The following is a 25,049-nucleotide window of genomic DNA, read 5'->3' as shown; positions in this document are numbered from 1 at the left end:
CGCTTCGTGCGCCGCGCGCGCCATCTGCACCTCGGTCTTCCGACGGTGCGCCATGACTCAGAAAGGCTCGACTTGAGCACCAAGATCTATGTTGGGAATCTGCCCTACTCCGTGACCGACGCCAGCCTCCGAAGCAATTTCGGAGAGTTCGGCACCGTCAAGTCCGCCAAGGTCATGATCGACCGGGACACCGGCAACTCCAAGGGCTTCGGCTTCGTGGAAATGGACTCCGCCGAAGTCGCCCAGGCGGCCATCACCGCCTTGCACGGCATGCAGGTCGACGGACGTTCCATCGTCGTCAGCCTGGCCCGCCCCCGCGAAGGCGGCAATGACGCAGGCGGCCGCAGCAACAGCGGCTCGGGCGAGTTCCGCTCGACCAAGCGCTCGGACGTCGGCTACGGCAACGGCGGTTTCGGCGGCGGTCGTTACTGATCCCGGCAGGCCCGAAGAAGAACCGACTCCTCCGAGTCGGTTTTTTTTCGTCCGGACGCGCCCGCCCCCTCAGTTGCAGGCCGCGCCGGCTTGCACCCGCCGCAGACACCCGCGCTCCGACCGCGGGTCGCTGTCCGTTCCCCAGTAGCCGGGCGGGTAGTTCCAGACCGGCCCGCCCCACGCAAACGCGCGTGCCCCGTCCGTAACATAGACGTAATGCGTGCGGGCCCGCTTCAGCGCGTCCTGCATCTGGGCTGGTGTGGCCGAATGGACGAGCGTCCAGGTGTTGACTTGGAGCGTGTCGGCGACTGCTCGTGCCTGCGCGTCGAAGGACTGCCCGCGCCCGTCGTCGGCCGGGCCGTCGAAGCTCACCACATGCTCGCCGGCGCGGGCCGATCGCAGGAAGCAATGGTTGGGTCCGGGGGCGCCCGCATTCCAGACCACGGTGCCCCCGACGTTGAGCGCGGACAGATGCGCACGCACGCCCTGCCAGCGGGTATTCGCGGTCTCGCACGCGTCGGGCTTGCCGGCGATCATCGGATCGGGTCCCGCCTGATCGAAGAAGAAGCCGTCCACCCCGTCCAGGACATCCCGATAGGCAGCGATCTCCAGCGGCACCGCGGCAAAGCTGGCCTGCTGGTCCTGCGTCACGCCGCCGTGCCCCATGGCGATGTAGCCGAGCACCTTGCCCCCTTGCAACCGGATGGTCCGGATGACCGCTTTCCAGTTGGCCCGCTGCGTCGCATCGAGGCGCTGCACGCCCTGCACGGGGCCGATGACGACCAGACTGCCCGGTGGCACCCGCCCCTCATAGCTGCGAGGCGACTGGTCCCACAAGGCCAGCATGCCGAAGTTGGACGGCGCCGCCTCACAGGCCGGACTGAACGCGGCGAGTGAGACGAGCGCGGCAGTCAACGCCATCGCGATGGGCCGGGATCTGACTTGGCCGCTTGTTGAGGAGTTCATCGCTTTCATCATGCACCAAGCGCGGAGCGCCATTTGCCATCGAGGGCTATCCCCACTCCCGAAGCTCGCCATGGACTCGATCAATCGTCAACAGCCCGAGATCAACCGCGCCGACCTGAGCGGCGAAGACGCCATCGAGCGCGTCCGCAGCGCCGTGAAGAAGAATCAGACCTGCTTCTTCTGTACGGGCGTGAGCACCGGCGGGTCACAGGCGACCCGTCCCATGGGCGCCTTGCAGGTCGACGACGCCGGCACGCTCTGGTTCATGAGCGCGTCCGACAGCCACAAGAATGCCGAGATCGCGCAGAACCCGCTGGTCTGGCTCTTCTTCCAGGCGTCGGAGCATTCGGGTTTCGTCACGCTGCACGGGCGCGCGACCGTGTCCCGAGACCAGGCCAGGATCGAGGAGCTCTGGAGCCCCTTGATGAAGACTTGGTTCACCGAAGGCAAGGACGATCCGCGCATCACGACCATTGCCGTGACGCCGATGTCAGGCTACTACTGGGACAACAAGCATGGCGACATCGTGGCCGGCGCCAAGATGGCCATCGGCGCTGCGATCGGCAAGACGCTGGACGACTCGATCGAGGGCGACCTGCGCTTCTGACTGAAACCTGCCGGACTGCGGCCGTTCGCGTGTCGACGATCTGCTCACGAAAGACCGGCTCGGTGGAGCCGGTCTTTTTCGTCTCGACGACATGGCCGTCGCGGTTTGGAGAAGCGCACAGGGTTGCGTTCACAGCCTGCAGTGCGTATTCTGAGAAAACATATCAAATGCTGTAAAACAAAGATACAGCATATAGACTGTATGCCCAGATTCACGATACGGACCGCCGATCAGTTGCCCACCCTCCTGCAGGCCTACCGGAAGGAAGCCGGTCTGACCCAGGCGGAAGTGGCACTGCGCCTGGGTGTCACGCAGCAGACGTACTCCGCACTGGAGCGCAATGCCGACACGGTCGGGGCCGCACGATTGCTGAAGCTGTTGAACATCCTGGGTGTTGAATTGGACCTGAACAAGCCCTCCCCACCCCACCTGTCGACCCCAGGCGGTCCAAGCGCGTCTCCGGGCACCGACAAGCCCGTTTGGTGACACGATGGGACGTCGCTCTCATACCCGCACGCTCGGGCTCTGGATGAACGGTGCCCGGGTTGGGCAATGGAGCCTCGCGCCGAATGCGCCCGACACGCTGCAATACGACGAGGCGTGGGTCGAGTCGGAGCAAGGACGCCCCTTGTCCTTGTCGTTGCCCTTCAAGCCAGGCAACAGTGCGCACCGCGGCGACAAGGTGCGCGCCTATTTCGAGAACCTACTGCCAGACAGCAAGGACATTCGCGAGCGCCTCGCCCGCCGATTCAGCACCGGCTCGACGGATGCATTCGAACTTCTCGCCGAGATCGGCAGGGATTGCGTCGGTGCGCTGGAGATCCTGCCTGAGGGTCAGGTCTCGTCCGGGCCGAGCAGCGTACAGGCCGAGGCGTTGAACCACGCACAAATTGCGCAGGTCTTGCGGAGCGCGACAACGCCACAGGCTCTTGGCTGGGGAGACGAGGACAACGAATTCCGCATTTCCATCGCAGGAGCGCAGGAGAAGACTGCGCTCCTCCTGCGGGACGGGCAATGGTGTCTGCCGCGAGCCAACACTCCAACCACCCACATCTTCAAGCTGCCGCTGGGTCTGATCGGCGGCATGAAGCTGGACATGCGCCACTCCGTCGAGAACGAGTGGCTGTGTGCGCTGATCCTGAAGGCGTTCGGTCTGCCGGTTGCCCCCTGCCAGCCGATGCAGTTCGAGGACATCGCGGCGCTGGTCGTCGAACGGTTCGACCGCTCGTGGTGGACGTCCTCGGACGGCGGTCGACACCTTCTGCGCTTGCCGCAGGAAGACATGTGCCAGGCGACGGGCGTCGCCCCGGAAGCCAAATACGAGGCTGAGGGTGGCCCGGGCATGGATCGCATCCTGGAACTGCTCGACGGCTCGATCACCAGGGAACAGGACCGGCGCGACTTCTTCAAGGCGCAACTGCTCTTCTGGATGCTCTGCGCTACAGACGGCCACGCCAAGAACTTCAGCTTGTTCCTGCGCCCAGGCGGCCGCTATCAGTTGACGCCGTTGTATGACGTGTTGTCCGCCTATCCGGTGCTCGGCGAAGGTCCTGCGAAGATCTCGCCTCACAAGATCAAGATGGCCATGGCCGTGCGCTCGAAGAATGCGCACTGGAAGATGCGCGACATCCTGCGTCGTCACTGGGTGGCCCTCGGGACCAGGCACGGTGTGATCACCGAGGACGGCCGCGAGGTCGATCTGCTGATCGACGATCTGATCGGCAGCACGCCCGCCGTCGTGCAGGCAGTGCGCGCCGTCTTGCCGGACGATTTTCCCGAGTCGGTGGCCAGCAGCATCCTTGAAGGCCTGCAGATCGCCGCGGAGCGCCTGGCAAGGTCCTGACTCCGCGACGCGGACTGTCGGCGGGACGCCATCCAGTTGGATACGATGGCGCGTTGCGCAATCGCTTAGAGAAGTCATGAAATTCGCCACCTGGAACGTCAACTCCCTGGCCGTGCGCCTGCCGCAGCTGCTCGACTGGCTGGCCGCCAACCCGGTCGATGCACTCGTGCTGCAGGAGACCAAGCTCACCGACGACAAGTTCCCGACGATGGAGATCGCCGACGCCGGCTACCAGGTGCAGTGGTTCGGTCAGAAGACCTACAACGGCGTCGCTCTGCTTAGCAAGACGCCGGCCAAGGACGTGGTCAAGAACATCACCGGCTATGCGGACGAGCAGGCGCGGCTGATCGCGGGCACGGTGGGCGACGTGCGCGTGATCGGCGGCTACTTCCCGAACGGGCAGGCGCTGGACAGCGACAAGTTCGTCTACAAGATGGCGTGGCTGGACGGCCTGCGCGCCTGGCTCGCCACCGAGATGCAGCAGCACGAGAAGCTGGTGCTGATGGGCGACTTCAACATCGCCCCCGAGGACCGCGACTGCTACGACCCGGCCGCCTTCGTCGGCCAGACGCACACCTCGCCGCAGGAGCGCGCGCACTTCCAGGCGCTGCTCGACCTGGGACTGACCGACGCCTACCGGATGTTCGAGCAGCCGCCCAAGAGCTACAGCTGGTGGGACTACCGGATGCTGGGCTTCCAGAAGAACAAGGGCCTGCGCATCGACCACATCCTCGTGAGCGCGGCGCTGAAGGACCAGGTCACCGCCTGCACGATCGACCGGGCCATGCGCAAGCTGCCCAAGCCCAGCGACCACGCGCCGGTGATCGTCACGATCGACTGAGCCCCAGCCGGAGCGCCCGCGCTCCGGTCAGTCCGGCGCGGCCTCGCCCCGCATCAGCGCGGCGCATTCGTCCAGCAACGCGTGCAGACGCTGCACGCGCTCGTCGCCCAGCCGCTCGTTGAGCGAGAGCTGCGCGCGCTTCCACGTCGCCTTCAACTGCTTGCGCCGCGCGTGGCCTTCCTCCGTCGCCTGCAGCTGCCGGCTGCGTGCGTCGACGCCGGGCAGCGTCTCCACCAGACCCAGCGCCTGCAGCGGCTGCACGTTGCGCGACAGCGTCGAGAGATCGATGTCCATGCGCCGCGCGAGCTCGCTCGGCTGGATCGGCCCCAGCACCACGATGTGCGACAGCAGCGCGTACTGCGTCGTCGTCAGGCCGGACTCGGCGAACTGCGCCTCGCAGTGGTTGGACACCAGCCGCGTCACCTGACGCAGCTTGAAGTTCGTGCAGCCCTTGGGCGAGATCGGCTCCGCCTGCGCCAGGGTCTGCCCCTGCGCGGGCGTGATCTTCGAGGGCGAGACAGAGGGGCTCATTGGAGTGATCTCTCAGGCTGTCGCCGGGAGGCTTGACAGCGAATGATTGTAGCTGCAACCATTGCAGCCACAAGCTTCCACGCTTTCACGCCGCAGACCTTCCGGCCACTTTCACAGGATTTCATGATGAGCGCAGCACTGACTCCCTCGCCCACCGCTTCACCCGTCGCATCGGGCGTCGTGTCTCACGACGAAGCGCTGGCTCAATGGCAGGAGGAGGAGCGCGAAGTCCGCGCGAAGATCCGTCCGGAGCCTGGTGTGGCCACGATGGCGCAGATCGCCGGCATGAACGGCCTTGAACAGATGCTGGCGATGCTCGACGGCCAGCTCCCGCCGCCGCCGATCGCGCAGACGCTGGACTTCACGCTGCTGCGCGCGGCCAAGGGCGAGGTGATCTTCCAGGGCACGCCGAAGTTCCGGCACTACAACCCGATGGGCACGGTGCACGGCGGCTGGTACGCCACGCTGCTGGATTCGGCGCTGGGCTGCGCCGTGCACACGACGATGGACGCGGGCCGCGCCTACACGACGCTCGAGCTGAAGATCAACCTCGTGCGCGCGCTCAGCGACAAGGTGCCGGTCGTGCGCGCCATCGGCCGTGTGCGGCACGTCGGCCGCCAGATGGCGACGGCCGAGGCCGACCTGGTCGGCCACGATGGCAAGCTGTATGCGCACGCCAGCACCACGTGCCTGGTCTTCGATCCGCCTAAGCGCTAAGCCCGCCCTCAGCGCCAAGACTGCCGCCGCTCACCCGCCCCTTGGGGGCGGGCCGGGGTGGGGTGACATCTGCCCCGCCCGCTTGGAGGGCGGGGATGGGGTGGGAGCGAAACGATAAAACGCGGCTGCCAGAGCCTCGTTCACCGGGTGAATTCAAGCGCGTAGCGCGCTCGCTTCCTTCGCCAGTTGCGTGATGCGGGCCCAGTCGCCCGCCTTCACCGCATCCGCCGGCGTCAGCCACGAACCGCCGCAGACCTTCACGTTCGGCAGCGCCAGGAAGTCCGGCGCGGTCTGCACCGTGATGCCGCCCGTGGGGCAGAACACGACGTCGGTGAACGGTCCGGCCAGCGCCTTCAGCAGGTTCACGCCGCCCACCGCCGTGGCCGGGAACAGCTTCAGGAACTTGTAGCCGGCATCGCTGGCCATCATCACCTCGCTGGCCGTCGACACGCCCGGCAGCAGCGGCAGGAAGTTGGCCTCGCAGGAGCCGGCCACGTCCTGCGTGAAGCCCGGGCTGACGGCGAAACACGCACCGGCCTTCTTCGCCGCCACGGCATCCGCCGACGTGCGCAGCGTGCCCGCGCCGAGGATGGCTTCGGGCACCTCGCGCGAGATCGCGGCGATCGCCTCCAGCGCCACCGGCGTGCGCAGCGTCACCTCCAGCACCCGCACGCCGCCCGCCACCAGGGCGCGCGCCAGCGGCACCGCGTCCTCGACGCGGTCGATGACGATGACCGGAATCACCGGACCGAACTCGGCCAGGCTCAGGGTGTCCTTGATGGAAGTCATGTGGATGTCCTTGTAGTCGAAATCAGTGGGCGTTCAACTCGGCCTCACAGCCAGCTGATCGCGCCCTCCTCCGCCGTCGTCACGTTGCGCCGCATGCCCGCGAACAGCTCCCGGCCCATGCCGGCGCCGTTCTCGATCACCGCATCGGCCGTGATCTGCGCCAGTTCGCGGCGGTCCCATTCGTCGGCCGGCACCAGCGCGCTCAGCACGCCGGTGTTGGCGCAGACGCGCACCAGGTCGCCGTCGCGTAGCTTCGCCAGCGGACCGCCGGCCAACGCCTCGGGGCTCACATGGATGGCCGCCGGCACCTTGCCCGACGCGCCGCTCATGCGGCCGTCCGTCACCAGCGCCACCTTGAAGCCCTTGCCCTGCAGCACCGCCAGCGGCGGCGTCAGCTTGTGCAGCTCCGGCATGCCGTTGGCCTGCGGGCCCTGGAAGCGGACCACGACGACCACGTCGCGTTCCAGCTCGCCGGCCTTGAAGGCGGCCTGCATCGCTTCCTGGCTGTCGAAGATGCGCGCCGGCGCCTCGACCGTGTGCCGGTCCTCCGGCACCGCGGACACCTTGATCACCGCGCGGCCCAGGTTGCCCGCCAGCAGCTTCAAGCCGCCGGTCGGCGAGAACGGCGCGGCGGCCGTGCGCACGACGGTGTCGTCGCCGCTCTTGGCCGGCAGGTCGGTCCAGCTGACCGAACCGTCGTCCGCGCGATGCGGCAGGCGTCCGAAGGCGCTCAGGTTCTGGCCCGACACCGAGGTCAGCACGTCGCCGTGCATCAGCCCGGCGCCGATCAGTTCCTTGATCACGAAGCCCGGGCCGCCCGCGGCCTGGAACTGGTTCACGTCGGCGCTGCCGTTCGGGTACACGCGCGACAGCAGCGGCACGACGCCCGACAGCTCGGAGAAGTCGCTCCAGTCGATCAGGATGCCCGCCGAACGCGCCACCGCCACCCAATGGATCAGGTGGTTCGTCGAGCCGCCCGTGGCCAGCAGCGCGGCCATCGCGTTGACGATGCTGCGCTCGTCGACCATGCGGCCGATCGGCGTGTAGTCGCGCTGCGGAATGATCTTCAGCGCCTGGCGCACGGCCTCGCGGGTCAGCGCCTCGCGCAGGCCGTCGTGCGGATGCACGAAGGCCGCGCCCGGCACGTGCAGGCCCATGGCCTCCAGCAGCATCTGGTTGCTGTTGGCCGTGCCGTAGAAGGTGCAGGTGCCCGCGCCGTGATAGGCCTGGGACTCGGCCTGCAGCAGCTCGTCGCGGCCGACCTTCCCTTGCGCGTAGAGCTCGCGCACCTTGGCCTTGTCGTTGTTGGACAGACCCGAGCTCATCGGTCCCGCCGGCACGAACACGCAGGGCAGATGCCCGAAGTGCAGCGCGCCGATCAGCAGGCCCGGCACGATCTTGTCGCAGATGCCCAGCAGCAGCGCCGCGTCGAACACGTCGTGCGACAGCGCCACCGCCGTGCCCATCGCGATCGTGTCGCGCGAGAACAGGCTGAGCTCCATGCCCGGCGTGCCTTGCGTGACGCCGTCGCACATCGCCGGCACGCCGCCGGCGACCTGCGCGGTCGCGCCCAGGCGGTGGACCTCGTCGCGGATGATCGCGGGGTAGGTCTCGTACGGCTGGTGCGCCGACAGCATGTCGTTGTAGGCCGTGACGATGCCCAGGTGGGGCGCCTTCTCGGCCACGATGCGGAGCTTGTCGTTGGCCGGCATCGCGGCCACCGCGTGGGCCACGTTCGCGCAGCCCAGGCGTTGCACGCCGCGCTGTCGACCCGCCATGCGCTCGATCAGGTCCAGATAGCGCTCGCGCGACGCGGCGCTGCGCGCCTTGATCCGCGCGGTGACCTCCAGAAGTGTCTTGTTCATGCCGACTGCCGATGTAACTCGGCCAGGGTTAGATTGGTAACCATATTACACGCCCGAGAGGCTCAACGGCTCTCCAACAGGCCTTTCCCGGGTACAAGCTGGTTACAGAAACGTTCCGGGAGCAACCAACACGCGGCACGCCACGTTCCTACGCTGAAGTCCTCGGTAGCAAGACCGTGGACGTCGGACAGTGGTCGGGGGCGGGAGGGCGTGGGGTTTCCGCGCTCGCCGCGGGGGCCCCATGTCCTCGCGACCAGCGCACCGATCGTTGCAGGTAGCCGACCGCCCTATGGCAGCATCTCTCCCATGATCGCCGACCCACTCGCCGAAGCCAGATTGGAAGACCTCCCCGCCCACAGCCAGCAGCTGCTGGAGGTGGCCGAACGCACCTGGGACCGCGGGCACGGCCTGATGATGTTCGCTTATGGCTCGCTGATGTGGAACCCGGGGTTTGAACCCGCGCAGACTTCAGTGGCAAGGGTCCAGGGCTACCACCGCGCGCTGCGGTTGCGCTCGCTGGTGAACCGCGGCAGCAACGAGCAGCCGGGCCTCGTGATGACGCTGCTGTCGGGCGGCAGTTGCCGAGGCCTGATGTACCGCGTCGAGCCCAAGGACAGCGAGGCGACGCTGCACCGGTTGTGGCTGCGCGAGATGGTGGTCGGCACCTATGTGCCGCGCTGGCTGGACTGCCACTGCGGGGACGGCCTGGGCACGCGCAAGGCGCTGGCCTTCACGCTGTCGCGACGCAGTCCGGGCTGGGTCGGCGACATCGCCGACGACCGGCTGCTGCACATCCTGCGGCACGCGCGGGGGCGTTACGGCACGACGCTCGACTACCTGCAGCGCGCGGTGACCTGTCTGCGGGAGCACGGCATCCATGACCGTGCGCTGGAGCGCCAGCTGGCGCTGGCCCGATCGAACGGACTTTGAATCAGCCCAGCGTCCGCACGCCTTCACCGCTGGGACGCGGCGTCGACGGATCGACGGCGAGGCGCTGGAGGTCCTCGACGGTATCGACGTCGATGAGCACGCCCGGATCGTCGACGTCGACCGCCTGCGCCGGATAACGTGCCAGCAACCGGCGCGCGCCCTCGTCGCCCTGGAGGCTGGTGAGTTCGGAGAAGAGCTCCGCGTTGAAGCCCACGGGATGTCCGCGCCGTCCGCGGTGCTGGGCATACGCGATCGGATCGCGCTCGATCGCCTGCGCGACCGCGGCCAATGTGGTCGACCGCACCATCGGCATGTCGGCGGGCAGGATCAGCCAGCCCGGCGCGTCCCCGGTCGCGGCGACGCCGGCCGCGATCGAATGCCCCATGCCCAGCGGCGCGGGGCGCCCGAGGCGGTCCTGGTCGGGCAGCACCAGCATGTCGCGCGAGGCCACATGGCGTCGGACCAGAGGCGCCAACGCGGTCGAGGTCACCACCAGCATCGGCAGGCCGGAGGCCATCGTCTGGCGCAAGGTCAGCGCCAGCACGGACTCTCCGTTCAAGACCTGTTCCAGCTTGTGGCCCTCGCCGCGAAAGCGCTGGCCGCGCCCTGCCGCGAGCACGACGACGGCGGGTCGTCGCTGATTCATGCGAACTTCCTTCTGGTTTGGTCCCGATCCCCCTGGGCCCCGCTCTGCGGCGTGGCTCGACGGGACCAAGCATGCCTGCGGCACGAAAGCGCTCCCACCCGGAGTTTCCAGAGTGGGAGCTTTACCTAAGGATTCGCCCGATACTCCGAAGGATGGACAAACTCTCCGACCTTCGAAAGAGCTACGAGCGCGCCGAGCTCGACGAACACCAGTCCGCGGGCGAACCGCTGCGCCAGTTCCGCGAGTGGTTCCAGCAGGCGCTGGACGCGCAGGTGCCCGAGCCCAACGCGATGACGCTGGCCACCGTCGGCGCGGAGGGACGTCCGTCCACCCGCATCGTGCTGATCAAGGACATCGAGGAACGCGGCCTCGTCTGGTACACCAACTATGACAGCCGCAAGGGCCGCGAGCTGGCGCTGCATCCGTACGCCGCACTGCAGTTCCACTGGGTGGAGCTGGAACGCGTGGTCCGCATCGAGGGCACCGTCGAGCAGGTCGACGGCGCCCAGTCCGATGCCTACTTCGCGTCGCGGCCGCTGGACTCGAGGCTTGGCGCGTGGGCGTCGCCGCAGAGCCAGGTGATCTCCTCGCGTGCCGTGCTGGTGGCCAATGCGGCCAAGGCCGCCGCGCAGCACGGGCTGAACCCGAGCCGGCCTCCGCATTGGGGCGGCTACCGGCTGGTGCCCGAGCGCTGGGAGTTCTGGCAGGGGCGCAAGTCGCGGCTGCATGATCGGCTGGTCTATCGTCGTGAAGGCAACGCGTGGATCCGCGAACGGCTCGCGCCCTAATCACGAGGCTTAAGCACTGCCACCGCCGCTGGCCCTCACCCCTGCCCTCTCCCGCAAGCGGGAGAGGGAGATGAGCAGCGTCAGAACTTGACCTGCAGCCCCGCGAAGAGGCTGCGACCCGGCAGCGGCGTCAGCTCACGGATCGTCTGCACGCTGCTGGCGTTGTAGGCCAGCTTGTTGGCCAGGTTGTCCAGCTTGACGTACCACATCGCGTCCAGGTTGCCGATGTCGAAGTGGCGCGCGATGTTCAGCCGCAGGATGCCGTAGCCGGCCGTCGGCGCGTCCAGCGCCGGCACGCGGTCCTGGCGCATCGCGCCGCGCAGTTCAGCCTGAAGCAGCCACGGGCCGCTCTCCGCCTGGAGCGACACGCCGCCTCGAACCGGCGCCAGACGCGGCAGCGCCTCGTTGGTGTCGCGGTTGGTGCCGCGGACCAGGTCGATCGTCGTGCCCAGCGTCAGGTCCCAGCCCGCCAGTTTCGGCAGGGGCTGCTTGCCTTCCAACTCCACGCCGTGCATCCGGGCGCGAACGCCGCGGTAGAGGTACTCGGGGATCGACGCGATCTCGCCATCCTCGCCGACCTCGTCGATGCTGCGACCGCTCGCGTCCAGCGCGATGTAGTTGGAGAAGCGCGTCTGGTAGACCTGCACGCTCCACTTCGCATCGCCCTGTTTCCAGTGCAGGCCGAGGTCGACCGACTTCGCGCGCTCGAGGCCGATGTTGATGTCGCCCACCTCGTACGCGCCCGACGCCACGTGCACGCCGTTGGCGAAGAGCTCGTAGAAGGTCGGCGCGCGTTCGCTGCTGCTGAGGTTGCTCGACAGGCTGAAGCCGTTGCCCAGCTCATAGGCGCCGCTCAGGGAGAAGCTCTTCGGGCTGAAGCGCCGCGTCGCCGGATCGCCGAAGCGCTCCTCGTCGCCGCCGGTCGAGCCGATGTTGACGCGCTCCGCGCGCGCGCCGGCCTGCAGGCTCCAGGGGCCCGAGCGGAACTGCTCGATCAGGAACAGCGCGTTGTTGCGCGTCTTGGTGCCGGGCACCAGCGCCTCTTCGCCGAGCGCGGAAAAATCGCTGAGTTCCCACTGCCAGCCGAGCACGCCCTGCACCGAGCCCCAGTCGCCCTGGAAGGCCGAATGCGTCGCCTCGACGCGGCCGTCCTTGCCGTCGGAGGAGAAGACGGTACCGACCGCCCCGCTGCCCTCCACTTCCTGGTGCTTGTAGCGGCTGCTGGCGAACTGCCAGGTCACGCGCGCCAGGCCCGGCAGCGGATCGCGCCATTCGCCGGCGGTCGCCAGGCGTTGACGCTGCATCTCGATGCGCACGTCGGGCTCGACGGTGACGCCGTACTCGTTGTGATAGTCCTCGACCGACACGCCGGCGTAACCCTTCGAGAACAGCAGCGAGCCGCCCACGGCGCCGCTGCGGCCATGGCTGTCGGAGTTGCGCACATGCGTCGACGAACCGTCCTCGCTCTCGAAGCGCGGCACGCGCTGGTCGTCGGCGCGGCGGTCGGCCGCATCCACGTGCCAGGCGAAACCGGTCGTGCCGCCGTCGAGCACCACGGCACCGCCGCGTTCGTTCGATGCGCCGCCCAGGCGCAGTTCCGCCGCACCGTTCAGGCCGGGCTGCGCCAGGCGCGGGATGCGGTTGTCGATCGCGTTGACGACGCCGCCGATCGCGTTGCCGCCGTACTGCAGCGCGGCCGCGCCGCGCAGCACCTCGACGCGCGTCAGCACCAGCGGATCGACCGGCAGCGCGTGGTCGAAGCTCAGGCTCGACGCATCGACCGAGGCGCCGGAGTTGCTGAGCATCCGCACGCGGTCGCCGTCGAGGCCGCGCATCGTCGGACGGTTGCTGTTCGGTCCGAAGTAGGTCGAGCCCACGCCGGCCAGCCCGTCCAGCGTCTCGCCGAGGCTGGCGCCGCGCTTGAGGGTCAGCGCGTCGCCGCTCAGCACCTGCACGGGCGAGGCCAGTTCCTTCTGGCTCAGCGGATTGCCCGTCACGACGACCACGTCGAGCTTGTGCTTGTGGGGACGGTCCGCGCCGCCGGAGGGCGTGCCGGCGTCCGCGGCGCTGTCAGTCGCGGCGGGTGCCGGCGCAGGTGCGGCCGGGGCCTGCTGCGCCCAGGCGCCTCCGGCGGCGATGCTCAGCGCGACGGCCAGCAGCGTGGGTTGGAAAGGGGCGCGCGAGGACGCCGACGAACGGATCGAAGAGGACAGGATGGCCATGGAAACACTCTCGAGCACCGGCGGCGGAACGCCGCGGCGCCATCAAATTCTTGGAGGGCCCATGCCGGCACGCCGCGATGCCGAAGGCATGCGCGAACGGCCCGGTCGCGTGAACGGACACGCCCGGAACGGACGCGCCTGAGCAAGGGCGGAATCGATGGAGGTGTCAGGCTCTCGGCGGCCCGCGGGCGCCCTTGCGCCAGAGCTGCGCGAGCGTGGCGTCATGCGGCTGATCGATGCCCGTGGGCATGTCCGGCGGCAACGCGGCCCAGGCAGAGGCCTGGACGATGGGACCCAGCACATGGCTGAGCTGGTCGAGCAACTGGCAATCGCCGGAACCGGCGATGTGCCCGAACTTCAGGATCGGACCAGCGTCGGCATCGGCGTCGGCATCACCCAGCTCGGCCAGCGCGATCTGCTGGGCGCGCTCGATCGCCGCGGCCTGCTTCGCAGCGGCCGCCGCGAGACGGATCGGCTCGGGCATGGGCCCACCGTGCAAGGCCCGGTGGACCAGGCCCAGCGCCTGGAAACCCACGACGGTCACCACGCACAGCCAGATCCACCAGCGCTGCTGGCGGGTCATGACGATGGCGGGCGAACGGGACATGGGCCTCAGTGTTTCAGCGCTTCAGCACTTCAACGCGTCGAACGGACGGCGTCCGTCACGCGATAGAACATGCCGTAGGGATCGTCGTTGAGGACGGCCATCTGGCCTTCCACGGTCACGACGTCCAGCGTGTAGCGGACCGGCGTCTTGCTGCGGACCTCGACCAGCCCTTCCGGACCCGCGGGCACGCAGAACGAGCAGCTCGTGGGCACCGACGACAGCAGGAAGTGGCTCTGCTTGTCGCCCGGCTCCAGCGGCATCATGAAGCCCTGGACCTTCACGGTGCGCTGGTTCAGCGCCAGCACGCCGGAGGGGAAGCTCGGGGTGACCTTGCTCTTGTCCGCTTTCACGGTGACCGAGGACAGCAGCTTCCAGCTGACAACGCCCTCGACCTCCTGCAGCGGCTTGAAGGGGCTGCGGGGGTCGTGATAGCCGGGGCCGGAGCCCATGGTCACCGCGGCGCCGGAGGTGGCCGGCATGGCCGGCGTGGACGAGGCGGCCTGCGCGAACACGGCGCCCGCCATGACGGTCGTCACGAGCGCGAGCAAAGCCCGGCGGGCCTGCGTTGCAGCGGTGGTGGAGCGAGGGGTCATCGAGGGCGTCGGCGTCGGTGCGGCGTCAATGCGGCTTCAATGCAGAGGCAGGGCCGCGTGAAGCTCACCATTGTGCACCGGCTCGGTGACCGCCCGAAGCAACCGGCGGGCGAGCCACGTTCCGCGTCAAGGTCGCCACGAGGTCCAGCGCAGCGTCCGGCACGGCCTCACCGAGGCGTCTGGAGCAGTTCGGTGACGTCGAGCCGATAGCCGCGCCACGCCGGCCACGCGGCGGCGAGCAGGGCCAGTCCGAGCGCCAGTGCCGGCACGAGCGTTTCCCAAGCGGACATCCAGGCGCCGGAGATCCGGACCGACTGCTGCTGCGCCAGCACCGCGCCAAGGCCGGCGGTCAGTGCGTGGGACAGGACCAGCGCGAGCACCGTGGCCAGGGCCGCCAGCATCAGCGCCTCCATCGCGATCAGCGCGGCCACGCGCGTCGGCGTGGCGCCGAGCATGCGCAGCATCGCGAGATCGCCCTGGCGTTCACGGACGGCGTGCAGCAGGGCCACCAGCACGGACAAGGCCGCCGCCAGCAGCAGCACGCCGCCGAAGCCGCGCAGCACGTCGACACCGACGCCGACCATGCTCAGCAACCGCGCCGTTTCCAGCGCCGGCACGGAGGCCTGAAGACCTGGCTGCGCATTCACCCAGCGTGGCAGCATCACCGCGGCCAGCGGGCTGCGGTAGCGGACCAGCACCATGCTGACTTCGAGCGAGGCCTCGTCCTGATGCGCAGCCTCGCCATGTCCATGCGCCGCATGCGCTTCCCATACGGAAGCCAGGTCCGTCAGCACGAGCCGATCGACGACGCCGCCCGTCGGCGCCAGCACGCCGGTGACCTCGTAGGCTTCCTCATGCTCGTCGCCGCCGGACGCGAGGCCGTGCGTGCCGTGGAACCGGTCGCCCGGCTTCAACCCCGACCGCCTCGCCACCTCGGCACCGACCAAGGCCTGCATCGGCGCCTTCCACGCCTGACCTTGAGTCAGGCTGAGCTGATAGAGCGACAGATAGTCGCCCGTCGTCCCGACGATGCGGAAGCCCTGGAAGCTGTCGCCCAGCGAGATCGGCACCGCCTGCGCGACCAGTGGCTGCGCACGCAGCTGCGACACCGTGGCCAGCGGGATGTTGCCGGTCGACTGGTCGAGGTGGAACACGCCCGCCAGCAGGATCTGCATCGGGCTGCCCTTGGCGCCGACGACCAGGTCGATGCCGCCGAGATCGCGCTTCAGGCCCTGCTCCATCTGCTCGCTGACCAGGACAACGAAGCCGATCGCCGCCAGCCCGAGGCTCAGCAGCATCAGGTTGAGCGCCGTCAGCATCGGACGCGCCCAGAGGTAGCGCCACGCGAGGCGCGGCAGGTTCAAGGGCGCGCGGCTCATGAAGTCGAAGCCGCCGAAGCCTCGGCATGGCCGGAGGCCGAGCCGGCAGACACAGCGCTGCGGCCCGTGAGCCGCAGCCGGTGCAGCGCAGGCCAGTCAGCCCAGGCGGCTTCGATGCGCGCGTCGTGCGAGGCGATGACGAGGCACACGCCGTGCTCGGCGGCCGCGCGTCGCAGCATGACCAGCGTCGCGTCGCAGGCCTCGTCGTCGAGATTGGCGGTGGGCTCGTCGGCCAGCACGAATCGCGGCGCGCGCAGCAGCGCCCGCGCGAGCGCCACGCGCTGCGCCTGCCCCTGGCTGAGCGCGTGCGGACGGCGATCCTGGAGCGCGCCCACACCGAGCTCATCCAGTACCGCTTGGATGCGCCCGAGGTCCGGCGACAAGCCGGCGGCCACATACGGCAGCGACAGGTTGTCGCGCACGGTGAGCGACGGGCTCAGGTGCAGCCGTTGCGGCACGAAGCCGAGGTGCGCGCCACGCCAGGCATCGCGCGCCGCGGGCGCGAGCGTGCCGACCTCGACCTCTCCCATCACGAGTCGTCCGCTGGTCGGCGTCAACAGGCCCGCCATCAGCGCGAGCAGCGTGCTCTTTCCGCTTCCCGATGCGCCCCTCAACAGAAGATGTCCATCGACGGGCAGCACGAAGTCCGGGAAGCGCAGGTCGGCAGCGACGGGAGTCTCGCCCTGGCCCTCGCCCTCGCCCGCCCTGGCCTGCCCGCCGTAGCGATACCGCAGCCCGTCCAGGACGACCATCAGCTCGCGGCCTCGTCCTTCAGCAGCTCCTTGAACTTCTTCGCGAACTTGTCGACCTTGGGCGCGACGACGAAGGCGCAGTAGCCCTGCTCCGGATGATTGGCGAAGTAGTCCTGGTGATAGGCCTCGGCAGGCCAGTAGTTCTGCTCGGGCTGGATCTCGGTGACGACCTTGCCGCCGTGCGCGCGCTGCGCCTCGTCGACGACCTGGCGGATCACGCCGAGCTGCGCGGGGCTCGTGTAGTAGATGCCGGAGCGGTACTGGGTGCCGACGTCGGCGCCCTGGCGGTTGAGCGTGGTCGGGTCGTGGATGGTGAAGAAGACCTGCAGCAGGTCCTCCAGGCTGACGACCTTCGTGTCGAAGCGCACCCGCACCACCTCGGCATGGCCGGTGCTGCCCGAGCAGACCTGCTCGTAGGTCGGGTTGGCAAGCGGGCCGTTGGTGTAGCCCGACTCCACGCCGAGCACTCCCTTGACGCGCAGGAAGACCGCCTCGGTGCACCAGAAGCAGCCGCCGCCGAGGGTGATGAGGTCCTCGCCGGCTTGGAGTGGAACGGAGTTCGGGGTGGTGGTCATGGCGGGGTCCTCATGTGTCGGTCAGCCGGGTCACTTGTGGGCGGATCATCGGCGATCAAGCCCGGGCGCCCCGGACCTACTGTGCGCTCAGCGCCAGATCGACGCGCGGTTGCCAGGCCTTGTCCTTGTCGGCACCGCGCTCGTCGTCCTTCGCATGCAGTTTCGGCGAGGCCAGGAACATGCGCGCGTTCGGCACACCGCGCTCGAGCAGCGCGTCGCGGACGGTCACCGCGCGCTGCAGGGCGAGTTCGCGCAGCTGTTGGTCGGTGACGGTGTAGCTGTCCATCAGCAGCTCGCGCATCTGCGCCGCCGGGATGTCCTTGGCGAGACCGATCAGGTTGCGCGGCTTGTTGGGCAGCTTGGCGTTGTCGTAGACGACCTTGAGCAGCCGCGCGCGTTGTGCGTCGTCGAGCACGACCGGGGCCGGGCCCGCGTCGACGGCGCCCGACGCGCCCGATGCAGCGCCCCCCGGCGCGCTCGCCGCCTGCGTGACCGCCTGGGTCACCGCCGTGCGCCGCAGTTCGCGGCGACGCTCGGCGATCATCGCGTCCTCCAGCCGGGCCCCCTGCGCCGCGCGGCGTTCGCCCTCGGGATCGACCCAGCCCGTGATGCTCAACTGCAGCGTCGGTTTGTCGGCCAGCACCTTGGTCAACGGCTCGAGCTTCTTCGCCGCCTCCGTCTGCAGTGCCGCCGTGCCCGGCTTGAACTCCAGCTGACTCATCTCGGCGCCACCGCCCCCGCCCGACAGCAGCGAGAACGGCGCCATCAGCGCCTTCGTCAACAGGTTCACGATCAGCTTCACGACCAGCCCGCCGACGCTGAACTCCGGATCGTTGAGCGAGCCGCTCACCGGCAGGTTGACGTCGATGACGCCGTCGCTGTCCTTGAGCAGCGCCACCGCCAGCTTGACCGGCAGCCGCGTCGCCGTCGGGCTGTCGATGCGGTCGCCGAAGGTCAGCTGGTTGAGCACGATCTTGTTGTCGGCCTCCAGCCGGCCGCCGGGCTCGATCTGGTAATGCACCCGCGTGGACAGCTTGCCGCGCTCGATCGCGTAGCCCGCGTACTTGCCGGCATAGGGCGACAGCGGCGCGAGCTCGATGTCGGTCGCGCTGGCGGTGATGTCCAGCGCCAGCGGCGCGCCGCTGGGGTTCAACTGGCCGCTGATGTCGAGCAGGCCGGTGCCCTCGACCTTGCCCTTGAGCTGCAGCGGCGCCATCGCCGCGGAACCTGCGGAGAACGCGCCCAGCGTCCCCGTCAGCTCGCTGAGGTTGGCGCTGTAGTTGGGCTTGATGAAGCGGTCGTTGAAGTCGACCTTGCCGCCGTTGAGGCGGGTCTCGGCGATGCTGATGCGCAGCGGCGGATCGCCGGCCGCGGACGAGGCGGCGCCGGCCGACGCCGGAGCGCCGGTCGCGACCGCAACTGAGTTCGATACAACGTTCGCTGCCGGACCCGGTGCCGAGGTCGCGCGGGCCACCGTCGCCGCGACCGGCGCGGACGCCGCCGGCGAGCCCGGCACGGCGGGCACGGCCTGACCCTGCTCGGTCTGGTTCAGGTCGCGCAGGTTGAGGCGCCCCTGCTCGTTGATGATCAGGCGCGCGTAGAACTCGTCCAGCACGGCCTGCTGGATCTTCACGTCCGGCGCGCCGCCGGGCGCGAGCGCCAGTCGCAGCCCGACCAGCTTCATGCTCTGCCAGCTCAGCAGGTCTTCGGCCGAACGGCGTCTGCCGTCCTGCAGCCGCGCCTGGCGCAGCCGGAGATCCGCGATCACCAGTTCGCCGCCGGCGCGCACGGACGGTCCCTTGGGCGTTTCGGTGAAATCGAAGCCGCCGCGCATCGACCCCTCGGCGCGCTGCAGGTGGATGCCGATGGCCGGATCGAGGTAGGGATCGGCCCAATGCAACGGCAGGTGCTCGGCGGTGAGGCGGCCCGACGCCTTCAGCGGCGCCAGCGCCAGTTGACCGTCCCAGCGGAACTTCGGCACCTCGCGCGCGCTGCGGCGCGTGGCGTCGGGTCGGCGCAGCGTGGCGCCCAGTTGCACCGGCAGCGGCTTGCGCAGCTGGCGGCCGTCCCAGTCGATGCCCGACACCTTCAGCACCAGGTCCTGCACGCCGATCGGCCGGGCCGGCTCGTCGTCGAGCACGTGCGTGGCGAGGTCCAGCAAGGTCGCCTCGCCGCCTTCGACGGCGATCTCCGCGATCTGCGCCGTCCAGGGCGCGTCGTTGGCCGGTACCGCCGCGGCCGCGGGGCGTTCGAGCACTTCGGGCACGTCCAGCGTCAAGCGATCGCCGCGCCCCTCGGATCCGCGCCGACGCGAAGTCGACGTGGCCGTCGCGGCCCCCTGCCCGCTCGCAGCAGGCGTCGACGTCGAAGCGCCCTTCCAGGCGTCCCAACTCCACTTCCCGGCCTTGTCCCGACCCAGTTGCGCCTTCGGCGCCACCAGCGCCAGTCGCCCGGCCGTCAGCCTGCGGCTGTCCAGCGCAAGCTCCGCCTGATCGAGGCTCAACTGCTTCAACGTCAGCACCGGCGTCTTGCCGTCCGCCAATTGCACCTCGTCGAGGCTGAGCGCCTTCAACGACAGCTTGAGGTCCTCACCCGCCGGGCCCGCGCGCAATGTGCCCTGAGTCGCGAAGCGGCCCTGCACCGACAGCGGCGTCGCCGCTTTCAGATACGGCGCGAAGCCGTCCAGCGCGAGGTCCTTGAGCGCCCAGTCGAGCGCGATGCCCGCCGTGCCGACCTCACCCTTGCCGCTGAACGCGGCCGGGCTCTTCCCGCCCTCGGGCGACAGCGTCGCGCCGATCTCCACCGGCGCGGCCTTGGCGGCCAGCGGCCAGTTCAGCCCGCTGCCCTTGACCGTCAGACCGTCCACGTTCCACCGGGCCACCGGACGCAGCGTCTCGTCGGTCCAGCCGACGCGACCGCCTTCCAGCGCCAGTTGCTGCACGCCGACGCGCCAGGGTGCGGCGGCCTTCGCTGGCGTCTTTGCCGGCGTCCTGTCCGCATCGGACGATGCTGGCGTCGACGCCGCGGGCATCTCCGGCAGCCACAGGCGCCCTTGCGCGTCGCGGCCCATCAGCAGTTCCGGCTGCTTCAAGGTCACCGCGCCCAGCAGCACCTGCCGCTTCAACGGCTGCACGTCCGCCAGGTCGACGGTCAGCGCCTGCCAGCGCAGCCAGTCTTCCCAGCCAGTGTCCGCCTTCACGTCCGATCCAACACCCGCGCGCCGCTGCAGCGACAGCTCGCGCACCGACGCCTTGCCGCTGACCTTGACCTCGGGCGGCTGCTTCGGCGCCTGCTTGAAATTCAGCGTCAACTGCGAATCGACGAGGCCCTTGGCCAGCCGCATCGGCAGCTCCTTCGGCCAGTAGGCGCGGTAGGCCGACAGGTCCAGCGCATCGAGCTTGACCGTCATGCTCGCGCTGCGCGTGTCAGCGAAGGGCTGCACCTCGCCCTCGCTCTGGAACCCGACGCCGTTCAGTCGCCCCGACAGCCGCGGCTGCACATGCACCTCGACGTCCGCATCCAGCGTCGACAGGAACGGAATGCCGAGGTGGAGCGCCTTCAGTTCATGGACCATCCCCGCGCCGCGGTCGTCCAGGCGGAACTCGCCGTCGGTGAGTTCGATGTTGTAGAGGGCCGCTTCGGCGGGGCCCTCGTCCGGCGCGGTCGGCGCCTTGGGCGCCGCGGCCAGCCGGGCGACGATGTCGTCCAGGTCCGTCTTGCCGTCGGCCAGCAGCGCGACGCGCACCCGCGGCGACGCCACCGTCAGCGAGGACAGCACCGGCGCCAGATGCCACAGCGAGCGCGGCGACAGCACCGTGCGGACCTGCCTGACCTCGAACAGCGGCGGCGCGCTGGTCGTCGGGCCGGCGATCTTCAGCTCATCCAGCGTGAGCGCGAGCCGCCACGGCGTGAAGCTCGCGCTGCCCAGGGTGACGGGACGTCCCAGTTGGTCCGACGCGATCCGCACGCCCGCCCGTTCGATCCACATCGGCAGCGCGATCCACGCCGCTAGGAGCAGCGCGACGACGGACAGCACCAGACCCACGAGCACGCGCAAGGCGCGCCGCGGCCAGACGGGAAGAGCAGAGAAGAACACGGGAGCAGCCGGCGGAACCCGGACGAGTCGTCAAGGAAGCTGATTATGCTGGCGGGCCTCAACACCTGACACCGATCCCCGGCTCTCGATGAACGACCTGATACATGCGGTCGCGGCGCTCCTGCTGCCGCCCACCGGCGCCTTTCCGCTGCTGCTGCTCGCGTGGTGGCTGCGGCACCGCCGCCGCTGGCTCTCCGGTGCGTTGTTCGCGACCGGACTGATCGCCGTGTGGATCGGCAGCACCGAGCTCGGCGCACTGTGGCTGCAGGACCGGCTGCTGGGGCCTCAGCAGGCCGTGCAGGTCGAGCGTCTGAAGGACGTTCCGCCGAAGGAGACCATGATCGTGGTGCTAGGCGGCGGCGCGCGCAAGCTGATGCCGGAATACGGCGGCGCCCAGCTCAAGGCCCTGTCGATCGAGCGGCTGCGTTACGGCATCTGGCTGTCGCGGCAGACCGGCATCCCGCTGATGTTCACCGGCGGCACGCCGCGCGACTCGTCGGACGAGCGCATGACCGAAGCGGCCCTGGCCGAGCGCACCGCGGCACAGGAATTCGGCTTCACGCTCGCGGCCAAGGAAGACCGCGCCACCGACACCCGCGAGAACGCCGAATTCACCGCCGAACTGCTGCGCGGGCAGCCGATCCGGCGCGTCGTGCTGGTCACGCACGACGTGCACATGCGCCGCTCGCTGCGCGCCTTCCGCGAGGCGCTGCCGCCGGAGGTGGAAGTCGTCCCCGCACCGCTCGGCCTGGCGCTGCCCGGCTTCGAATGGCGCGACCTGCTGCCTTCGCAGGAGGGCATCTCGCGGGCGCGTTACCTGGGCTACGAATGGCTGGGCTACGTCGGCGGTCATTGAGCCGACGGGGCGACGAGGCGTCGAACCCCTCGACAGGACATCGTCGACCCAAATAGAAACCCCCTCCGCGCCGGGCGTGCCGGACGAGGAAGGGGTGGGCGGACCAGCCGCCTTTGGGGCTCCGCGGCGAATTGCCGCAGGGCTCCTGGCGCGCAGAGACTGCGCCAGTTGAAGTGCCGGAAAGGCCCAACAACAGTAGGTCCGCGCGACGGCCCTTTCAAGGCCTGACCCGCCCGAACCCGTACTTTCCTAGCCCCCGAACAAACGCTGATAGAGATCCGCGGCACGGGCTTTCTGCTCGGCCGGCATCTCGATCACGCGGCCCCATTCGCGCGGCGTCTCGCCCGGCCACTTGTTGGTCGCGTCCAGGCCCATCTTCCCGCCCAGGCCGCTCACCGGGGAGGCGAAGTCCAGGTAGTCGATCGGCGTGCCTTCGACCAGCGTCGTGTCCCGCACCGGGTCCATGCGCGTCGTGATCGCCCAGATCACGTCCTGCCAGCTGCGGATGTCGACGTCCTCGTCGACGATCACGATGAACTTCGTGTACATGAACTGGCGCAGGTAGCTCCACAGGCCGAACATCAGCCGCTTGGCGTGGCCCGGATAAGCCTTCTTGATCGAGATGACCGCCATCCGGTAGCTGCAGCCTTCCGGCGGCAGATAGAAGTCGACGATCTCCGGGAACTGCTTCTGGAGAATGGGGACGAACACCTCGTTCAGCGCCACGCCCAGCACGGCGGGCTCGTCGGGCGGCTTGCCGGTGTAGGTCGAGTGGTAGATCGCGCCGTCGCGTTGCGTGATCCGGTTCACCTCGAAGACGGGGAACCAGTCCTGCTCGTTGTAATAGCCGGTGTGGTCGCCGTAAGGGCCTTCCAGCGCGTGGAGGTAGCCGCCCTTCTCCTTCAGCGGGATGCCGTCCTCGCTGTGGCCGGTGAAGCCGGGCGCGGCCGGCGGGATATGGCCTTCGAGCACGATCTCCGCCGTCGCCGGCACCTGCAGCATGCGGCCTGCCTCACCGACGTTCGTGTCGGCGACCTCGGTCCGCGAGCCCCGCAGCAGGCCGGCGAACTGGTATTCGGACAGCGTGTCCGGCACCGGCGTCACCGCGCCCAGCGTCGTCGCCGGGTCGGCGCCCAGCGCCACGGCGATGGGGAACGGCTGTCCCGGATTCGCGATGCCGAAGTCGCGGAAATCCAGGGCACCCCCGCGATGGGCCAGCCAGCGCATGATCAGCTGCCGCTTCCCGATCAGCTGCTGTCTATAGATACCGAGGTTCTGACGCAGCCGCGGATTGGCGATCTTCTGCGGCCCCCGCGTCACCACCAGACCCCAGGTCAGCAGCGGACCGACGTCGCCGGGCCAGCAGGTCTGGATGGGCAGGCGCTTGAGGTCGACGTCGTCGCCCTCGACCACCTGCTCCTGGCAGGCCGGCCGCTTCACCAGCGACGGCTTCATGTCCCACAGCGCCTTGCCCATCTGGGCCAGCTTGCCCACGTCGCGCAGGCCGCGCGGCGGCTCCGGCTCCTTCAGCGTCGCCAGCAGCTGGCCGACCTCCCTCAACTGGGTGGTCGACTCGGCGCCCATGCCCAGCGCCACCCGTCTCGGGGTGCCGAACAGGTTGGCCAGCACCGGCATGCGATAGCCGGTCGGCTGTTCGAACAGCAGGGCCGGGCCCTCCGCCTTGAGGACGAGGTCGCTGACGGCCGTCATCTCGAGGACCGGCGACACCGGCTCGGCCACGCGGCGCAGCTCGCCCATGGCCTCCAAAGCGCCCATAAAGTCACGCAGATCTCGGTACTTCATAACCCAAAGTAGTTAAGAACAAGGCCCATACGGTTGACGGGTTATTTTTGATCCATAAAATCGCGCCCTGCCCTGACCCCAGGGTTATCCCGGTCTTTGCTGTGGGACGCAAAACCGGTGTGCTGCCAATGGACGCTGGATCGCCCGTCTGTCGCATCAAGAGCCTGGAGCCCTCTGAGAGCCCTCCAGGCTGTCGACGACGCCCGAGCCGGCCCATTATCACCACCCCCAGGTGGCTGTTTCGCGAGTGAACGCTTCGAGCGGCTCGCCAGACAAACACCGGGTGTGGTCGAAGAAAGGAGTCGCATGACAGCGCGTTCAGACCTGCTATCCCTGCCCCGCCAGGCGCAAGCCGCCCTGGTGCTTTTCGTCAAGGACATCGGCCAGGGCCTCCTGGTCGTCAGTCACAACACGCTCGCCCTGGTGGGCTTCGCCGTCGTCGCCGTCGGGCTGGTCTTCGCCAGCCAGGCCGACCTGCGCCAGCAACTGGAAGGCCAGGTGCTGGGGTGGCTGAATGCCCGCCACGAGGCCCGCGTCGAAGCCTCCGGCGACGTGCTCGCCCTGATGGCCGAGCCCGACGCGATCACCCGTGCCACCGCAGTGGATCCGAAGGAGCTCACCCGACAGCAGGCGCTGGTGGCCAACTACCTGGCCCGCCGCTACCGCGTCGCGCCGGAGCCTGTCAGCCGCCTGGTCAAGGAAGCCTGGGAAGTCGGCCAGCGCGCCCGCGTCGAGCCGACGCTGATCCTGTCCATCATGGCGATCGAATCGGGCTTCAACCCCTTCGCCCAGAGCGCCGTCGGCGCCCAGGGCCTGATGCAGGTCATGACGCGCGTCCACGACGACAAGTACGAGGCCTTCGGCGGCAACTTCGCCGCCTTCGACCCGGTCACCAACCTGCGCGTCGGCGTGCAGGTGCTCAAGGAATGCATCCAGCGCGCCGGCAGCCTGGAGGAAGGCCTGCGCCGCTACGTCGGCGCCGCCAACCTGCCCGACGACACCGGCTACGCCTCGCGCGTGCTGGCCGAGCAGGACCTGCTGAAGGCCGTCGCCCAGGGCCGCAACGTCAGCCCGTCGGCGCCGCGCCCGATCCGCGAGCCGGCGTCCGCGCCGGCGTCGACCGGCGAGCAGGTCGCGATGACCGTCATGCACTGAGCGGACGTTCCCCGGTCTTCCGACGCCATGGGGCGCAGTCCTGAAAACGGGTTCCA

General features: G+C 69.0%; 23 protein-coding genes. 10 read left to right on the top strand and 13 right to left on the bottom strand.

The window, feature by feature from the left end; genetic code table 11:
• Positions 1-72 precede the first annotated feature (72 nt).
• Positions 73-432 (top strand): RNA-binding protein, encoded by a 360-nt coding sequence (locus ABE85_RS06125; RefSeq protein ID WP_067271263.1) that lies wholly within the window; start codon positions 73-75, stop codon positions 430-432.
• A gap of 69 nt (positions 433-501) precedes the next feature.
• Here the strand turns inward: ABE85_RS06125 and ABE85_RS06120 are convergent, their stop codons facing one another.
• Complete coding sequence (locus ABE85_RS06120) at positions 502-1,278, bottom strand: spherulation-specific family 4 protein (RefSeq protein WP_197507219.1); 777 nt, start codon at positions 1,276-1,278, stop codon at positions 502-504.
• Between ABE85_RS06120 and ABE85_RS06115 the strand changes: the two genes are divergently transcribed.
• The 4 genes from ABE85_RS06115 (at position 1,277) to xth (ending at position 4,689) form a co-directional block, all read left to right on the top strand.
• Positions 1,277-2,005 carry a pyridoxamine 5'-phosphate oxidase family protein gene (locus ABE85_RS06115; RefSeq protein ID WP_310732602.1) on the top strand — a complete coding sequence of 243 codons (729 nt, stop codon included), beginning with the start codon at positions 1,277-1,279 and terminating at the stop codon, positions 2,003-2,005. The two genes, ABE85_RS06120 and ABE85_RS06115, sit on opposite strands and share 2 nt — an antisense overlap.
• A gap of 201 nt (positions 2,006-2,206) precedes the next feature.
• The gene (locus ABE85_RS06110) at positions 2,207-2,491 is read left to right on the top strand and encodes a helix-turn-helix transcriptional regulator (RefSeq protein ID WP_067271254.1); all 285 of its coding nucleotides are present in this window, start codon (positions 2,207-2,209) and stop codon (positions 2,489-2,491) included.
• Between the two features lie 4 nt (positions 2,492-2,495).
• A complete protein-coding gene (locus tag ABE85_RS06105) occupies positions 2,496-3,848 on the top strand; it encodes a type II toxin-antitoxin system HipA family toxin (RefSeq protein ID WP_067271250.1) in 1,353 nt (450 codons plus the stop codon).
• Between the two features lie 76 nt (positions 3,849-3,924).
• Complete coding sequence (gene xth / locus ABE85_RS06100) at positions 3,925-4,689, top strand: exodeoxyribonuclease III (protein WP_067271246.1); 765 nt, start codon at positions 3,925-3,927, stop codon at positions 4,687-4,689.
• Between the two features lie 27 nt (positions 4,690-4,716).
• Here xth and ABE85_RS06095 read toward each other — a convergent pair whose 3' ends face one another.
• Positions 4,717-5,220, bottom strand: coding sequence for a MarR family winged helix-turn-helix transcriptional regulator (locus ABE85_RS06095; RefSeq protein ID WP_082938367.1), 504 nt, complete (start codon positions 5,218-5,220; stop codon positions 4,717-4,719).
• 180 nt (positions 5,221-5,400) lie between these two features.
• Between ABE85_RS06095 and ABE85_RS06090 the strand changes: the two genes are divergently transcribed.
• Positions 5,401-5,937: a PaaI family thioesterase gene (locus tag ABE85_RS06090; RefSeq protein ID WP_231993241.1), complete on the top strand. Its 537-nt coding sequence runs from the start codon at positions 5,401-5,403 to the stop codon at positions 5,935-5,937.
• A gap of 153 nt (positions 5,938-6,090) precedes the next feature.
• Here the strand turns inward: ABE85_RS06090 and ABE85_RS06085 are convergent, their stop codons facing one another.
• Both ABE85_RS06085 and edd read right to left on the bottom strand, forming a co-directional pair.
• Positions 6,091-6,726 (bottom strand): bifunctional 4-hydroxy-2-oxoglutarate aldolase/2-dehydro-3-deoxy-phosphogluconate aldolase, encoded by a 636-nt coding sequence (locus ABE85_RS06085; RefSeq protein WP_067271238.1) that lies wholly within the window; start codon positions 6,724-6,726, stop codon positions 6,091-6,093.
• 44 nt (positions 6,727-6,770) lie between these two features.
• A complete protein-coding gene (edd, locus tag ABE85_RS06080; protein ID WP_067271235.1) occupies positions 6,771-8,591 on the bottom strand; it encodes a phosphogluconate dehydratase in 1,821 nt (606 codons plus the stop codon).
• Positions 8,592-8,897: 306 nt separating this feature from the next.
• Between edd and ABE85_RS06075 the strand changes: the two genes are divergently transcribed.
• Positions 8,898-9,521: a gamma-glutamylcyclotransferase gene (locus ABE85_RS06075; RefSeq protein ID WP_082938365.1), complete on the top strand. Its 624-nt coding sequence runs from the start codon at positions 8,898-8,900 to the stop codon at positions 9,519-9,521.
• A gap of 1 nt (position 9,522) precedes the next feature.
• On the opposite strand, the gene ABE85_RS06070 is transcribed toward ABE85_RS06075, so the two are convergent.
• On the bottom strand, positions 9,523-10,167 hold the full coding sequence (locus ABE85_RS06070) for an NTP transferase domain-containing protein (protein WP_067271231.1): 645 nt from the start codon (positions 10,165-10,167) through the stop codon (positions 9,523-9,525).
• Between the two features lie 152 nt (positions 10,168-10,319).
• Between ABE85_RS06070 and pdxH the strand changes: the two genes are divergently transcribed.
• Positions 10,320-10,955, top strand: a complete 636-nt coding sequence (gene pdxH / locus ABE85_RS06065) for a pyridoxamine 5'-phosphate oxidase (RefSeq protein ID WP_067271229.1) — start codon at positions 10,320-10,322, stop codon at positions 10,953-10,955.
• 80 nt (positions 10,956-11,035) lie between these two features.
• Here pdxH and ABE85_RS06060 read toward each other — a convergent pair whose 3' ends face one another.
• The 7 genes from ABE85_RS06060 to ABE85_RS06030 form a co-directional block, all read right to left on the bottom strand.
• Positions 11,036-13,177, bottom strand: a complete 2,142-nt coding sequence (locus ABE85_RS06060; RefSeq protein ID WP_082938364.1) for a TonB-dependent receptor — start codon at positions 13,175-13,177, stop codon at positions 11,036-11,038.
• 166 nt (positions 13,178-13,343) lie between these two features.
• Positions 13,344-13,784: a hypothetical protein gene (locus ABE85_RS06055; protein ID WP_067271228.1), complete on the bottom strand. Its 441-nt coding sequence runs from the start codon at positions 13,782-13,784 to the stop codon at positions 13,344-13,346.
• Positions 13,785-13,813: 29 nt separating this feature from the next.
• Complete coding sequence (locus ABE85_RS06050; RefSeq protein ID WP_067271225.1) at positions 13,814-14,377, bottom strand: DUF3299 domain-containing protein; 564 nt, start codon at positions 14,375-14,377, stop codon at positions 13,814-13,816.
• 167 nt (positions 14,378-14,544) lie between these two features.
• Positions 14,545-15,756: an FtsX-like permease family protein gene (locus ABE85_RS06045; protein WP_067271221.1), complete on the bottom strand. Its 1,212-nt coding sequence runs from the start codon at positions 15,754-15,756 to the stop codon at positions 14,545-14,547.
• On the bottom strand, positions 15,753-16,508 hold the full coding sequence (locus tag ABE85_RS06040) for an ABC transporter ATP-binding protein (RefSeq protein ID WP_067271218.1): 756 nt from the start codon (positions 16,506-16,508) through the stop codon (positions 15,753-15,755). The genes ABE85_RS06045 and ABE85_RS06040 overlap by 4 nt, the downstream gene beginning before the upstream one ends.
• The gene (msrA, locus tag ABE85_RS06035) at positions 16,508-17,083 is read right to left on the bottom strand and encodes a peptide-methionine (S)-S-oxide reductase MsrA (protein ID WP_067271215.1); all 576 of its coding nucleotides are present in this window, start codon (positions 17,081-17,083) and stop codon (positions 16,508-16,510) included. Before msrA ends, ABE85_RS06040 begins: the two co-directional genes overlap by 1 nt.
• A 76-nt stretch (positions 17,084-17,159) precedes the next feature.
• Positions 17,160-21,179 carry a DUF748 domain-containing protein gene (locus ABE85_RS06030; RefSeq protein ID WP_157521974.1) on the bottom strand — a complete coding sequence of 1,340 codons (4,020 nt, stop codon included), beginning with the start codon at positions 21,177-21,179 and terminating at the stop codon, positions 17,160-17,162.
• Between the two features lie 88 nt (positions 21,180-21,267).
• Here ABE85_RS06030 and ABE85_RS06025 point away from each other — a divergent pair, with 88 nt between their 5' ends.
• Positions 21,268-22,035 carry a YdcF family protein gene (locus ABE85_RS06025; protein WP_067271207.1) on the top strand — a complete coding sequence of 256 codons (768 nt, stop codon included), beginning with the start codon at positions 21,268-21,270 and terminating at the stop codon, positions 22,033-22,035.
• Positions 22,036-22,284: 249 nt separating this feature from the next.
• On the opposite strand, the gene ABE85_RS06020 is transcribed toward ABE85_RS06025, so the two are convergent.
• On the bottom strand, positions 22,285-23,838 hold the full coding sequence (locus ABE85_RS06020; RefSeq protein WP_067271204.1) for a UbiD family decarboxylase domain-containing protein: 1,554 nt from the start codon (positions 23,836-23,838) through the stop codon (positions 22,285-22,287).
• Positions 23,839-24,144: 306 nt separating this feature from the next.
• Between ABE85_RS06020 and ABE85_RS06015 the strand changes: the two genes are divergently transcribed.
• Positions 24,145-24,993, top strand: coding sequence for a lytic transglycosylase domain-containing protein (locus tag ABE85_RS06015; RefSeq protein ID WP_067271200.1), 849 nt, complete (start codon positions 24,145-24,147; stop codon positions 24,991-24,993).
• Positions 24,994-25,049 lie beyond the last annotated feature (56 nt).

The sequence above is a fragment of the Mitsuaria sp. 7 genome (assembly GCF_001653795.1).
Lineage (GTDB): Bacteria > Pseudomonadota > Gammaproteobacteria > Burkholderiales > Burkholderiaceae_C > Roseateles.
Note: the sequence above shows the minus strand (reverse complement) of the source record. Positions and strands in the feature narration are given on the sequence as shown.

Excerpts from the sequence above, each read along its gene's own strand:
- ABE85_RS06115 (WP_310732602.1), top strand. The coding sequence starts at position 1,277 with ATGCCGAAGTTGGACGGCGCCGCCTCACAGGCCGGACTGAACGCGGCG.
- ABE85_RS06120 (WP_197507219.1), bottom strand. The coding sequence starts at position 1,278 with ATGCTGGCCTTGTGGGACCAGTCGCCTCGCAGCTATGAGGGGCGGGTG.
- ABE85_RS06110 (WP_067271254.1), top strand. The coding sequence starts at position 2,207 with ATGCCCAGATTCACGATACGGACCGCCGATCAGTTGCCCACCCTCCTG.
- ABE85_RS06105 (WP_067271250.1), top strand. The coding sequence starts at position 2,496 with ATGGGACGTCGCTCTCATACCCGCACGCTCGGGCTCTGGATGAACGGT.
- xth (WP_067271246.1), top strand. The coding sequence starts at position 3,925 with ATGAAATTCGCCACCTGGAACGTCAACTCCCTGGCCGTGCGCCTGCCG.
- ABE85_RS06095 (WP_082938367.1), bottom strand. The coding sequence starts at position 5,220 with ATGAGCCCCTCTGTCTCGCCCTCGAAGATCACGCCCGCGCAGGGGCAG.
- ABE85_RS06085 (WP_067271238.1), bottom strand. The coding sequence starts at position 6,726 with ATGACTTCCATCAAGGACACCCTGAGCCTGGCCGAGTTCGGTCCGGTG.
- edd (WP_067271235.1), bottom strand. The coding sequence starts at position 8,591 with ATGAACAAGACACTTCTGGAGGTCACCGCGCGGATCAAGGCGCGCAGC.
- ABE85_RS06075 (WP_082938365.1), top strand. The coding sequence starts at position 8,898 with ATGATCGCCGACCCACTCGCCGAAGCCAGATTGGAAGACCTCCCCGCC.
- ABE85_RS06070 (WP_067271231.1), bottom strand. The coding sequence starts at position 10,167 with ATGAATCAGCGACGACCCGCCGTCGTCGTGCTCGCGGCAGGGCGCGGC.
- pdxH (WP_067271229.1), top strand. The coding sequence starts at position 10,320 with ATGGACAAACTCTCCGACCTTCGAAAGAGCTACGAGCGCGCCGAGCTC.
- ABE85_RS06060 (WP_082938364.1), bottom strand. The coding sequence starts at position 13,177 with ATGGCCATCCTGTCCTCTTCGATCCGTTCGTCGGCGTCCTCGCGCGCC.
- ABE85_RS06055 (WP_067271228.1), bottom strand. The coding sequence starts at position 13,784 with ATGTCCCGTTCGCCCGCCATCGTCATGACCCGCCAGCAGCGCTGGTGG.
- ABE85_RS06050 (WP_067271225.1), bottom strand. The coding sequence starts at position 14,377 with ATGACCCCTCGCTCCACCACCGCTGCAACGCAGGCCCGCCGGGCTTTG.
- ABE85_RS06045 (WP_067271221.1), bottom strand. The coding sequence starts at position 15,756 with ATGAGCCGCGCGCCCTTGAACCTGCCGCGCCTCGCGTGGCGCTACCTC.
- ABE85_RS06040 (WP_067271218.1), bottom strand. The coding sequence starts at position 16,508 with ATGGTCGTCCTGGACGGGCTGCGGTATCGCTACGGCGGGCAGGCCAGG.
- msrA (WP_067271215.1), bottom strand. The coding sequence starts at position 17,083 with ATGACCACCACCCCGAACTCCGTTCCACTCCAAGCCGGCGAGGACCTC.
- ABE85_RS06025 (WP_067271207.1), top strand. The coding sequence starts at position 21,268 with ATGAACGACCTGATACATGCGGTCGCGGCGCTCCTGCTGCCGCCCACC.
- ABE85_RS06020 (WP_067271204.1), bottom strand. The coding sequence starts at position 23,838 with ATGAAGTACCGAGATCTGCGTGACTTTATGGGCGCTTTGGAGGCCATG.
- ABE85_RS06015 (WP_067271200.1), top strand. The coding sequence starts at position 24,145 with ATGACAGCGCGTTCAGACCTGCTATCCCTGCCCCGCCAGGCGCAAGCC.